Genomic DNA, 12,903 nt, shown 5'->3' with positions numbered 1-12,903 from the left:
AAATTTTCGCATCCAACAGATGAAATTGCCATGATGAATGATTCACTCAGCCGTATTATCGCCGGTGAACTTCAGGCCAGAGCCGAACAGGTCGCCGCCGCCGTTCGCCTGCTTGATGAAGGGAACACCGTACCGTTTATCGCCCGGTATCGTAAGGAAGTGACCGGCGGTCTGGACGACACGCAATTGCGTCAGCTTGAGACGCGTCTGGGCTATTTGCGCGAGCTGGAAGAACGCCGCCAGTCGATTATCAAATCGATTGACGAACAAGGGAAACTGACCCCGGAACTGGCCTCCTCCATCAACGGCACGCTCAGCAAAACCGAGCTCGAAGATTTATATCTGCCGTATAAACCCAGGCGCCGCACCCGTGGGCAAATCGCCATTGAAGCGGGCCTTGAGCCGCTGGCAGACCTGCTGTGGAACTCGCCGTCTCACGATCCTGAGACCGAAGCCGCGAAGTTTATCGATGCTGATAAAGGCGTCGCTGACAGCAAAGCCGCACTCGACGGCGCGCGCTATATTCTGATGGAGCGCTTCGCCGAAGACGCCGCATTGCTGGCGAAAGTACGCGACTATTTGTGGAAAAACGCCCATCTGGTGGCGAACGTGGTCAGCGGCAAGGAAGAAGAAGGTGCGAAATTCCGCGATTATTTCGATCATCATGAACCGATTTCCACTGTGCCTTCACACCGCGCGCTGGCAATGTTCCGTGGCCGCAACGAAGGCGTGCTGCAACTGGCGCTGAATGCCGATCCGCAGTTTGATGAACCGCCGCGTGAAAGCCACTGTGAACAAATCATTATCGATCACCTCGGTTTACGCCTGAACAACGCCCCGGCAGACGGCTGGCGTCGCGCCGTAGTGAGCTGGACCTGGCGTATTAAAGTGCTGATGCACCTGGAAACCGAATTGATGAGCACCGTGCGCGAACGCGCCGAAGAAGAAGCCATCAACGTGTTTGCCCGTAACCTGCACGACCTGCTGATGGCAGCACCTGCCGGGCTGCGCGCCACTATGGGTCTCGATCCTGGCCTGCGCACCGGGGTAAAAGTGGCGGTTGTTGACGGCACCGGCAAACTGGTCGCCACCGATACCATTTATCCTCACACCGGCCAGGCAGCCAAAGCCGCCGTGGCGGTTGCCACGCTGTGCGCCAAACACAACGTGGAGCTGGTGGCGATCGGCAACGGCACCGCGTCCCGTGAAACCGAACGTTTCTTTCTCGACGTGCAGAAGCAGTATCCGCAAATCACCGCTCAGAAAGTGATTGTCAGCGAGGCAGGCGCATCGGTTTATTCCGCCTCCGAGCTGGCGGCGCTGGAGTTCCCGGATCTGGATGTGTCGCTGCGCGGCGCGGTTTCTATCGCCCGTCGTTTGCAGGACCCGCTGGCGGAGCTGGTGAAAATCGATCCGAAATCCATCGGCGTCGGCCAGTATCAGCATGACGTCAGCCAGTCACAGCTGGCGCGCAAACTGGATGCGGTGGTGGAAGACTGCGTAAACGCCGTGGGCGTGGATCTGAATACTGCATCGGTGCCGCTGTTGACCCGCGTGGCCGGGCTGACGCGCATGATGGCGCAGAATATCGTTAGCTGGCGCGATGAAAACGGCCAGTTCCAGAACCGCCAACAGTTGTTGAAAGTCAGCCGCCTGGGGCCGAAAGCCTTTGAACAGTGCGCAGGCTTTTTGCGTATCAACCACGGCGATAACCCGCTGGACGCTTCTACCGTTCACCCGGAAGCCTATCCGGTGGTTGAACGCATCCTGGCCGCCACCCGGCAGTCGTTGCGCGATTTGATGGGCAACAGCAATGAATTGCGTAATCTGAAAGCGGTGGATTACACCGACGAGCGTTTCGGCGTGCCGACGGTGAGCGACATCATCAAAGAGCTGGAAAAACCGGGCCGCGATCCGCGTCCTGAGTTTAAAACCGCGCAGTTCGCCGAAGGAGTCGAGACCCTTAACGATCTGACGCCAGGCATGGTGCTGGAAGGCGCGGTGACTAACGTGACCAATTTCGGCGCTTTCGTGGATATCGGCGTCCATCAGGACGGACTGGTGCATATCTCTTCGCTGTCGGACAAGTTTATCGACGATCCGCATAAGGTGGTGAAAGCGGGTGATATCGTGAAGGTCAAAGTGCTGGAAGTGGATTTGCAGCGTAAGCGCATTGCACTGACGATGCGGCTTGATGAGCAACCGGGCGAAAGTACGCCGCGCCGCAGCGCAGGCGGCCCTGTCTCCCGCCCGGCGCAGCAGCAAAAACCCCGGGCGCGCGATAATAAGCCTTCGGGCAATAGCGCTATGGGTGATGCCCTCGCCGCCGCTTTGGGTAAAAAACGTTAAAAAAAACAGGCCGGGAAACCGGCCTTTTATTGCAGATGTCATATTTCGCAATATGAGAAAAGAGGCTTGTTTTCGATTATTGATTTTATTGAATTTACCTGCACCGATTATCATAAAATAAACGCGCCATTCTCATTTTAATAACAAAAAAATGATCTCAGCAACCTTTATCACGTTATTACTCGCGCACCCGACTTTAACCCAATTCATTGAAAATATTAATTTTTCTTAATATAGACTCATTTCAAGCGTTTATTTTTCATTCTTTGCGCCAAAACAACGAATGGTTAAATATTGTATTTAGCAACACATTCTGCATTGAAGATAAAAACCATTCTCATTATCATACCTTTCCATCAAGATTATTCTTTTCCGCAAATGAATCTGGTTTTCCATGTCTGCCCTCCAGACAGGGAAATCGTGTTTCCGCTTACGAAAGATAAGAAGGCTTTATGCACTTTTGCGCTAACAGTACCTGGAAAATCACCGGCTTTGCCCGGGAAATTAGCCCGGCTTACCGTCAAAAATTACTTTCGTTAGGTTTACTTCCCGGCTCCTCGTTTGACGTGGTGCGCGTCGCCCCGCTGGGCGATCCGATCCATATTTCCACTCGCCGGGTAAACCTTGTATTACGCAAAAAGGATTTGGCGCTGGTACAGGTTGAAGCAACGTCCTGATCATTTCTTGAGTTCAGACTGAATATGAAAAAGCTAACTATTGGATTAATCGGCAACCCGAACTCAGGGAAAACCACCCTGTTTAACCAGTTAACCGGCTCCCGGCAGCGGGTGGGCAACTGGGCAGGGGTGACCGTTGAACGCAAAGAGGGTTTCTTCGCCACACCAGAGCATCAGGTCACGCTGGTGGATTTACCCGGCACCTACTCCCTGACAACGATCTCCTCCCAAACCTCGCTCGATGAACAAATCGCCTGTCATTATATTTTGAGCGGCGATGCTGATCTGCTGATTAACGTGGTGGATGCCTCTAACCTTGAGCGCAACCTCTATCTGACACTGCAACTGCGCGAGCTGGGCATCCCCTGCATCATCGCCCTGAACATGCTGGATATCGCTGAGAAGCAGCAGATCCGCATTGATGTTGATGCGCTGGCGAACCGCCTCGGCTGCCCGGTGGTGCCGCTGGTCTCCACGCGCGGACGCGGCATCGATACCCTGAAGCGGATTATCGACCGCGACCATCAGGCGCAAAACGCTATCGACGTGCATTACGCCGAACCGCTTTGCCGTGAAGCGAACGCGCTGGCGGACCTGATGCCCGGTGAAATGCCGTTTACCCAACGCCGCTGGCTGGGTTTGCAGATGCTGGAAGGCGATATTTACAGCCGCGCGTTTGCGGGTGATGCCGCACAAAAGCTGGGCGTTTCCCTGGCACGCCTGAGTGAAGAGATGGACGATCCGGCGCTGCATATCGCCGACGCGCGCTATCAAAGCATTGCCGCTATTTGCGACAGCGTCAGCAACAGCTTAACGGCAGAGCCCCATCACTTAACCACCGCGCTGGATAAAATCGTTATCAACCGTTTTCTCGGCATCCCGGTGTTTTTGCTGGTGATGTATCTGATGTTCCTGCTGGCGATTAACATTGGCGGCGCATTGCAGCCGCTGTTTGACGTAGGTTCGGCGGCGATCTTTATCCACGGTTTGCAGTGGGTTGGCGCAACGTTCCACTTTCCGCAATGGCTAACTATTTTCCTCGCCCAGGGTATTGGCGGCGGTATCAATACCGTTCTGCCGCTGGTGCCGCAAATCGGCATGATGTATTTGTTCCTCTCGTTTCTTGAGGATTCCGGCTATATGGCGCGCGCGGCGTTCGTGATGGACCGCCTGATGCAGTCCCTCGGTCTGCCCGGCAAATCCTTCGTGCCGCTGATCGTCGGTTTCGGCTGCAACGTGCCGTCGGTAATGGGCGCGCGCACTCTGGATGCGCCGCGTGAACGTCTGATGACCGTGATGATGGCACCGTTTATGTCCTGCGGCGCGCGGCTGGCGATTTTTGCGGTCTTCGCTGCCGCCTTCTTTGGCCAGCAGGGTGCGCTGGTGGTGTTTTCGCTGTATCTGTTAGGCATCGTGATGGCGATCCTCACCGGCCTGATGCTGAAGCACACCATCATGCGCGGCGAAGCAACGCCGTTCGTGATGGAACTGCCGGTTTATCACGTGCCGCACCTGAAAAGCCTGGTGCTGCAAACCTGGCAGCGCCTGAAATCCTTCGTGATGCGTGCCGGTAAAGTGATTGTGATAGTCAGTATTTTCGTCGGGGCGTTAAACAGCTTTTCCTTTAGCGGCAAGCCGGTGGACAACATTAATGACTCTGCGCTGGCATCGGTGAGCCAGGTACTTACCCCGCTGCTGAAACCCATCGGCGTACAGGAAGATAACTGGCAGGCTACGGTCGGTCTGTTTACCGGCGCGATGGCGAAAGAAGTGGTGGTCGGTACGTTAAACACCCTGTACACCGCAGAAAATATCCACCAGGAAGAATTTGACGCCGCCAGCTTTAGCCTGATCGACGAACTGGGCGGCGCAGTAGAAGAAACCTGGCAGAGCCTGAAAGACACTTTCAGCCTGAGCGTGCTGATGAACCCGATTGAAGCCAGCAAAGGCGACGGTGAGATGGAAAGCGGCACTATGGGCGTGATGAGCGCGAAATTCGGCAGCAGCGCCTCGGCGTACAGCTACCTGATTTTTGTGCTGCTGTACATTCCGTGCATTTCAGTGATGGGCGCTATCGCCCGCGAAACCAGCCGTAGCTGGATGGGTTTCTCCATTCTGTGGGGGCTGAATATCGCCTACTCGCTGGCGACGCTTTACTACCAGACCGTGACATTCCACCAGCATCCGCAATACAGCCTGACGTGCATCGTGGCGGTGGTGTTGTTTAACGTACTGGTGCTGACGTTATTGCGCCGGGCCCGTAGCCGCGTCGACCTCGGAGTGCTGGGGCAGCGCAAGGCGGCGGAAGTCTGTTGTGAAACGTCATCCAGCCACTGTCATTAAGGTGAAAGCATGACGACGCTGATACAGGTACGGGATTTGCTGGCATTACAGGGGCGTCTGGAGGCCAGCCAGATGAGCGAGCTGCTCGCGACTCCGCGTCCAATGATTGACGCCATGCTGTCGCGGCTGGAGGCGATGGGCCGGGCAAAGCGCGTAACGGAAGATTTGAGCGGGTGTTTATCAGGCAGTTGTAAACGCTGCCCTGAAGGAAATGCTTGCCAAAAAACGTTCTGGACGCTTCAATAGCAAAACAAAAAAGAAAGGCAGTGGCACTAAAAAAGGCGGGTTACCCCGCCTTTTTCATTATTTGTAGACGTCTGCTGTCGCGCGGATATCCTGTGATTTCTTATCAGCGCTGGTGATAACGTAATAAGTGCCGCCCATCTCATCGGCTTTTTTCGACAATTCTTCTCTGGCATCCATCGGCGCAGATTCATCACTGGTGGAGATCGTGCCAATCTTGGTCAGATTCATTCCTGCCACTTTATCTTTCTCAAGCTCCTTCGCTGCAAACACACCGAAAGAAAGCGAGCCGATTACCAAAGAAGTAACAATGCCAGTAACTAATTTCATCGCTTCACACTCCTTAGAAAGGTTTATTGTTTTGTGATGCCTGGCGGGGGCGACTCAGCGCCGAAAAATAAAAATTGCCCGTAAGGACAACCACTTTCTAAGTATTGACCGTTTTTATACTTTTGCCACAGCCTGACCCAGGCTAAATAACAGCTCGCAGAACATTTCAGAATTATTGATAAAAGGTGCATGAGCCGCTTTATCAAACATTACCGACGGGCTATCCGGATAGCGTTCGTCCAGCAACCCGGCCACTTTACGCGGCACCAGCCCATCCAGCCGGCCATACAAACGCCAGAATGGCATCGTCAACGACGCCAGATCGGCGCGCAAATCAGTGGACTTTAGGATTTCCAGCCCGCCGTTTAGCACCTCAACGGAAGGCATCGGCGCATCCAGCACCACGGCTTTAAGGCGACGGGCATCCTGCCGGGCGCTTTCCGTGCCCAGGGTTTGCAGCGCCAGGAAGCGCTCGACGGTACGTTGAAAATCTTCGCTTAACTGCTGTTGAAAGCCAGCCAGCACGGAAGGCTTAATCCCCGGCCACTGCTCTTCTTCACGGGCGGTGAAACAGGGAGATGACGCGACGGTCACCAGCGCATCAACCCGTTCCGGATGCGTTAAGGCGATCTTACTCGCCACCAGCCCACCCAGGCTCCAGCCCAGCCAGATGGCTTTATCCGGTGCCTGGCGCAGTACGCATTTCGCCAGTGCGTCAAGATCCATCGCCCCGAAACCGGTGCTGCGGCCATAGCCCGGTAAGTCGACAAGATGCAGAGTAAATTGCGAGGCTAATTGCTCGCTAATGCAATCCCATACGCCGGTATTCAGTCCCCATCCGTGCAACAGCACAAGATGAACATTTCCCTCTCCCCGGGTCTGCCACCAGATGTCATTCATTCGCTAAAGTCTCTTTTTTGTCAGGAAGACCATGATGCTAACAGTACCCGCCTTGTGTTGGCTATGCAGGATGCCGCTTGCCGTTTCCCATTGGGGAATATGTTCCTGCTGTTACGCGGCGCTGCCCGCCCCTCTGCCCTGCTGCCCGATTTGCGGGTTGCCCGCTGTGGTCACCACCTTGCCCTGTGGACGCTGTTTGGGAAAGCCTCCGCCGTGGCAACGGCTCCTGTACGTGACGGATTACTGCCCGCCGTTAAGCACGCTGGTGCAGGCGCTAAAGTTTTACCGGCAAACCGGCCTGGCCCAGCCGTTGGCGCGGCTGATATTGCTGCGCCAACGCCAGGCACAGCGGGAATGGGCATTGCCAGTTCCCGATTTAATTATCAGCGTCCCGCTACACCGACGGCGGGCCTGGCGTCGGGGGTTTAACCAGAGCGCGCTGTTGGCGAAACCGCTCGCACGCTGGCTGGGTTGCCGCTATGAAGCACGGGCGCTGCGGCGCGTCAGGAATACGCCGGTTCAACACCATCTCAGCGCGCGATTACGTAAAAAGAACCTGCGCACGGCTTTTCGTCTTGAATTACCCGTACGCGATCTCCATATCGTTATTGTGGATGACGTCGTTACAACGGGCAGTACGGTCGGAGAAATTGCCAAACTATTGCATCGCCATGGCGCGGCGACTGTCCAGGTATGGTGCCTGTGTCGAACCTTGTAGAGGGTCGATGATGGGCGTATTATAACCAGGTAAAATAGTCAACTATTAGGCCATTGCTATGATTCGTATTTCCGATGCTGCCCAGGCGCACTTTGTCAAACTTCTGGCTAACCAGGAAGAAGGCACCCAAATCCGCGTGTTCGTGATCAATCCAGGTACGCCGAATGCAGAATGCGGCGTGTCGTACTGCCCACCGGATGCGGTTGAAGCCAGCGACACGGCGCTGACCTTTGAACATCTCACCGCTTACGTGGACGAGTTAAGCGCTCCGTATCTGGAAGACGCGGAAATCGACTTTGTCACCGACCAGTTAGGTTCGCAACTGACGCTGAAAGCGCCGAACGCCAAAATGCGTAAAGTGTCCGATGACGCCCCGCTGATGGAGCGCGTGGAGTATCTGCTGCAATCGCAGATTAACCCGCAGCTGGCAGGCCACGGCGGTCGCGTATCGCTGATGGAAATCACCGACGAAGGCTTCGCCATTCTGCAATTTGGCGGCGGCTGCAACGGTTGCTCCATGGTAGACGTAACGCTGAAAGAAGGGATCGAGAAGCAACTGCTGAACGAGTTCCCGGAACTGAAAGGCGTTCGCGACCTGACCGAACACCAGCGCGGCGAGCACTCTTACTACTAATGTGCTGAGCGTTGCAGACAAAAAAGCCGCTGATGTCGTTCAGCGGCTTTTTTATGTCTGCCGTTTATTTCGCTTTAAGCACCTCACGCTTGCGCGAAGCCGCGCGGCGTCGCTTATCCAGATCCTTGATCAGCTTGTTGACGCCTTCGTCGGCGAACATTTTCTCAAGGGGCGCGGATAATTTACGCCGCCAGTTTTTGTACTGATAGCTTGTGCCAGGAATATTCACCGGGTCCGCCATATCCAGCCAGTCTTCCGGCTGTAAGCCCAGCAAGGCGCAGTGCGTATCGGCGATATAACGCTGCATGGCCCGGTTGAGCAGCGGCGTCATTTTCATCCCTCTCGCTTTACGCCCCACGCTTTTCGGCAGGCAGTTGTACTGATGCAGCGCGTCCAGTAGCCCCTGTTTGGCGCGTTCGCGATCTTCATACAACCCGCGCAGCACGATTTCATCCGGGTACAGGCCCAGCGTTTTCCCGAGGGTTAAATCGCCGCTTTCCCAGTAGCCGCGCAGAGTCGGTAAGTCGTGGGTCGTCGCCACCGCCATCGCCTGCTCAGGCCAGGCCTGCGGCGCGCGATAGTGCTTGCGGGAGTCGTTTTCGAAATAGAGCACTTTGTAGGAGTAGACGCCGTTCTGGCGTAGTTTGCCGACGATTTCCACCGGCACGGTGCCCAGATCTTCGCCAATCACCATGCACTGGTGGCGCTCGCTTTCCAGCGCCAGGATCGCCAGTAAATCATCCACCGGATAATGCACATAAGCGCCCTGATCCGCCGTCTCGCCGTAAGGGATCCACCACAACCGCAGCATTGACATCACGTGGTCGATACGCAACGCGCCGCAGTGGGTCATATTGGCACGCAATAGCTGGATAAACGGCTCATAGCCGCGCGCGGTCATCACGTGCGGGTCCATCGGCGGCAAGCCCCAGTTTTGACCGAGCGGCCCGAGGATATCCGGCGGTGCGCCGACCGATGCTTTCAGGCAGTACAGCTCCCGGTCGCACCAGGTTTCCGCGCCGCCTTCCGCTACGCCTACCGCCAGATCGCGATACAGGCCGACCGGCATGCCGTGTAACTGGCTGGTTTCCCAGCATTCAGCGAACTGTTTCCAGGCCAGCCATTGCAGCCACAGGTAAAAGTTAACCTCGTCCGCATTCTCTTTGCAGAAGACTTTCACCTGCGGGCTGTCGATAGACTGATATCCCTCGGGCCAGACAGGCCAGCCCCAGCGCAGTTCATCTTCTTTTACCTGTTCCGCATGCAGCGCGTCGAACGCAGCCTGCCAGTAAAGGCTTTCGCCTTCGCTGTCGACAAAATCACGGAAGCCGCGAACCTGTTCGTCATCTTCGCCGCGCAGCGAAAATTGCTTCCAGGCCAGACGCAGGCCCGCCATTTTCAGGGCAGTGACCGCAGAATAGTCGACCCATTGCGCATCCCGAGCCGCTTTCAGGGATTGCTGAGTGGTGGGCATTTCCCACCAGCTGCGCGCCTCTTCGCTTTGCTGGAAATCGTCGATAGCGTTCACGTCGATATAAATCACGTTCATCCAGCGGCGCGACGACGGGCTATAAGGGCTGGCGCTTTCCGGATTCGCAGGATAGAGCGCGTGGATCGGGTTCAGACCGATAAAGCTGCCGCCCCGTTGCGCCACGGACACCAGCATCCGCTTCAGATCGCCGAAATCGCCAATCCCCCAGTTAGTGCGCGAGCGCAGGGTATAAAGCTGAACGCAGGCTCCCCAGATTTTTTCGCCTTTAACGATGGTTTCCGGTTCAAAGCAGCGTTTCGGCGCGACGATCAACCGGCATTCCCACTGCTGGGATTTCTGTTTCAGCGTCAGGGTGTGGTAACCCCGAGGCAATTTGGCGGGAAGCCGCAGGCTGTCGCCGCCGGTCGCGCTTCCCTTATGCTGCTTGCCCGCTTCCGTGGTCAGCAGCCATTCAAATTCGCCTTTGCCTTCAAGGGCAATCGCCATGCGGGTACTTGAACGCAGCACCTTTACGCCGGGGATCGGCGCCGCAGCCGGTTTTTTAACCGCATGAGTGCGGTTCATCGCTTCCAGCAGGCGGCGCTTGGTTTCTGTACCAATCGCCTGAGCTTTGCCGTGAGCATTAATGTAATTAGCGCTAATACCCGCCTCGAGGGCGGCATTATTCAGGCGTTTATCCATGGCATATCCTTAACGTTTGGCCTGCCAAATACGGGTCTGGTAGTCGCGAATTGAGCGGTCAGAGCTGAACATGCCGCAACGCGCGGTATTCAGGATAGCAGCTCGCGTCCAGGCTTCCTGGTCGCGGTACAGTAAATCCGCCTGTTTCTGCGCCGCCACGTAGGAGGCGAAGTCGGCCATCAGCAAATACGGGTCGCCGCCCGCCTTGCCGATGCTTTGCAGCATGGGATCGAAAGCGTGCTTGTCGCCATCGGCGTAAACACCCTTCTCCAGCTCTTTCAGCACACCATCCAGCAGCTTGTCTTTCTTGCGCCATTTCACCGGGTCATAGCCTTTGGCTTTCAGCACTTTGACTTCGTCGACCGTCAGGCCAAAGATGAAAATGTTCTCTACGCCCACTTTCTCGGCGATTTCGACGTTCGCGCCGTCCAGGGTGCCGACGGTCAGCGCGCCGTTGAGCGCCAGCTTCATGTTGCCGGTGCCGGAGGCTTCTTTACCGGCAGTAGAAATTTGCTCGGAAATATCCGCCGCCGGGATCATTTTCTCCGCCGCCGAGACGCAGTAATCCGGCAGGAACACCACTTTCAGTTTGTCGCCTACCAGCGGATCGTTGTTGATCGCATCGGCCACTTTGTTGATCGCGTAGATGATGTTCTTGGCGAGGTAATATCCCGGCGCGGCTTTCGCCCCAAACAGGAACACGCGCGGTACGCGGTCAGCTTGCGGGTTTTCGCGGATCGCTTTGTACATCGCCAGAATCTGCAATAGGTTCAGGTGCTGGCGCTTATATTCGTGCAGGCGTTTGATCTGGATATCGAACAGGGCTTCCGGGTTAATTTCAATGCCGGTGCGCGCTTTCACGAAAGCAGCCAGCTTAACCTTGTTGCGCTGTTTGATGGCGCGGTATTCCTGACGGAAATCGGCGTCATCGGCATATTTTTCCAGATCCGCCAGTGCGTCTAAATCGTTTACCCACTCTTTGTTCAGCGTTTTGTCGATAAGCGCCGCCAGTTCCGGGTTGCACTGCTTGATCCAGCGACGCGGCGTAATGCCGTTAGTCACGTTGTGGAATTTGGTCGGCCACAGCTGGTGATATTCCGGGAACAGATCTTTCACGATCAAGTCCGAGTGCAGCGCCGCCACGCCGTTGACGGCGAAGCCGCTGACTACGCACAGGTTCGCCATGCGTACCTGTTTGTCATACACCACCGCCAGTTTGGCCCAAACCGCCTCGTCGCCCGGCCAGGTCTTGTCTACCAGCACTTTGAAGCGCGCGTTAATCTCTTTAATGATTTGCATATGGCGCGGCAGCAGCGTGCGGATCAGCCGCTCGTCCCAGCACTCCAGCGCCTCAGGCATTAGGGTATGGTTGGTGTAGGCAAAGGTTTTACTGGTGATGGCCCAGGCCTCGTCCCAGCTCATCTGGTGCTCGTCGATCAGCACGCGCAGCAGTTCAGGAATGGCGATGGTCGGGTGGGTGTCGTTAAGCTGAATCACTTCATAATCCGGCAGTTCGTTAAGCGAACGGCCCAGGTAGTGATGGCGGCGCAGAATATCGGCAATCGAGCAGGCACACTGGAAATACTGCTGCATCAAACGCAGTTTTTTACCGGCCTGATGGTTGTCGTTCGGATAGAGCACTTTGGTGAGCTTATCCGCATCAATGCCCTGCTGTTCGGCGCGCAGGAAGTCGCCGTCGTTGAATTTGGTGAGGTTAAACGGATGCGCGTGAGTGGCCTGCCATAAGCGCAGCGGCTGCGCCACGCCGTTCTGGTAACCCAGCACCGGCAAATCCCAGGCCTGGCCGGTGATGGTAAAGCCCGGTTCCCAGACCTGCTGGCTACCGTTTTTCACCAGTTTGCCGCCAATGCCTACCTGCACATCCAGCGCGTCGTTGTGGCTGAACCACGGATAGCTTTCGCGATGCCAGTTATCCGGCGCTTCCATCTGCTTGCCGTCTTCGAACGACTGGCGGAACAGGCCGTACTGATAGTTCAGGCCATAGCCGGTGGCCGCCTGGCCGACCGTCGCCATAGAATCCAGGAAGCAGGCCGCGAGACGCCCCAGACCGCCGTTGCCCAGCGCCGGGTCAGTTTCCGCTTCCAGCAGATCGGTAAGATTGACGTTATGGCTGCTCAACGCGTCGCTTACCGCCTGGTACCAGCCCAGATTGAGCAGGTTGTTACCGGTGAGGCGGCCAATCAGGAATTCCATCGAGATGTAGTTAACATGGCGCTGGTTTGCGTCAGGCTGAACCATCGGCTGCGCGCGCAGCATTTCCGCCAGCGCGGCGCTGACGGCATGCCACCACTGGCGAGATGTCATCTCGCTGGCGGCAGATAAACCAAAACGTCGCCACTGACGCGTCAGGGCGGCCTCAAACTGGGTGTTGTCAAACGTCGTCTGTGACATAGAAACAGGGTCCTGTAAAAAAGTAATGGCATTAGCGCTAGTGTGCCTGGCAGCCACCGCGAATTCCTCATCCTGGCGGGGATTAGACAGGGAGGAGTAGCGGGGAGTAGGCAAAACTGTGATC

The 12,903-nt window shown here is 56.2% G+C and carries 10 protein-coding genes; 6 read left to right on the top strand and 4 right to left on the bottom strand.

What is annotated here, in order from left to right:
- Positions 1-30: 30 nt before the first annotated feature.
- The 4 genes from ACVV26_RS01600 (at position 31) to feoC (ending at position 5,615) form a co-directional block, all read left to right on the top strand.
- Positions 31-2,349, top strand: a complete 2,319-nt coding sequence (locus ACVV26_RS01600; RefSeq protein ID WP_474799710.1) for a Tex family protein — start codon at positions 31-33, stop codon at positions 2,347-2,349.
- Between the two features lie 452 nt (positions 2,350-2,801).
- Positions 2,802-3,026 carry a ferrous iron transporter A gene (feoA, locus tag ACVV26_RS01595; RefSeq protein ID WP_312981931.1) on the top strand — a complete coding sequence of 75 codons (225 nt, stop codon included), beginning with the start codon at positions 2,802-2,804 and terminating at the stop codon, positions 3,024-3,026.
- 24 nt (positions 3,027-3,050) lie between these two features.
- On the top strand, positions 3,051-5,369 hold the full coding sequence (feoB, locus tag ACVV26_RS01590; RefSeq protein WP_474799709.1) for a Fe(2+) transporter permease subunit FeoB: 2,319 nt from the start codon (positions 3,051-3,053) through the stop codon (positions 5,367-5,369).
- A 9-nt stretch (positions 5,370-5,378) separates the two neighbouring features.
- Positions 5,379-5,615, top strand: coding sequence for a [Fe-S]-dependent transcriptional repressor FeoC (feoC, locus tag ACVV26_RS01585; protein WP_474799707.1), 237 nt, complete (start codon positions 5,379-5,381; stop codon positions 5,613-5,615).
- 57 nt (positions 5,616-5,672) lie between these two features.
- Here feoC and ACVV26_RS01580 read toward each other — a convergent pair whose 3' ends face one another.
- Together ACVV26_RS01580 and bioH are read right to left on the bottom strand one after the other, a co-directional pair.
- A complete protein-coding gene (locus ACVV26_RS01580; RefSeq protein WP_474799706.1) occupies positions 5,673-5,942 on the bottom strand; it encodes a YdgH/BhsA/McbA-like domain containing protein in 270 nt (89 codons plus the stop codon).
- Positions 5,943-6,056: 114 nt separating this feature from the next.
- Positions 6,057-6,842 carry a pimeloyl-ACP methyl ester esterase BioH gene (bioH, locus tag ACVV26_RS01575; RefSeq protein WP_474799705.1) on the bottom strand — a complete coding sequence of 262 codons (786 nt, stop codon included), beginning with the start codon at positions 6,840-6,842 and terminating at the stop codon, positions 6,057-6,059.
- Between the two features lie 34 nt (positions 6,843-6,876).
- Between bioH and gntX the strand changes: the two genes are divergently transcribed.
- Together gntX and nfuA are read left to right on the top strand one after the other, a co-directional pair.
- On the top strand, positions 6,877-7,560 hold the full coding sequence (gene gntX, locus ACVV26_RS01570) for a DNA utilization protein GntX (protein ID WP_474801689.1): 684 nt from the start codon (positions 6,877-6,879) through the stop codon (positions 7,558-7,560).
- Between the two features lie 58 nt (positions 7,561-7,618).
- Complete coding sequence (gene nfuA, locus ACVV26_RS01565; protein ID WP_002436473.1) at positions 7,619-8,194, top strand: Fe-S biogenesis protein NfuA; 576 nt, start codon at positions 7,619-7,621, stop codon at positions 8,192-8,194.
- Positions 8,195-8,258: 64 nt separating this feature from the next.
- Here nfuA and malQ read toward each other — a convergent pair whose 3' ends face one another.
- Both malQ and malP read right to left on the bottom strand, forming a co-directional pair.
- Positions 8,259-10,367, bottom strand: coding sequence for a 4-alpha-glucanotransferase (gene malQ / locus ACVV26_RS01560; protein WP_474799704.1), 2,109 nt, complete (start codon positions 10,365-10,367; stop codon positions 8,259-8,261).
- Between the two features lie 9 nt (positions 10,368-10,376).
- Positions 10,377-12,779 carry a maltodextrin phosphorylase gene (gene malP, locus ACVV26_RS01555; RefSeq protein ID WP_474799703.1) on the bottom strand — a complete coding sequence of 801 codons (2,403 nt, stop codon included), beginning with the start codon at positions 12,777-12,779 and terminating at the stop codon, positions 10,377-10,379.
- Between the last annotated feature and the right edge of the window lie 124 nt (positions 12,780-12,903).

The sequence above is a fragment of the Atlantibacter sp. MEI4A-1023 genome (genome assembly GCF_056155425.1).
Note: the sequence above shows the minus strand (reverse complement) of the source record. Positions and strands in the feature narration are given on the sequence as shown.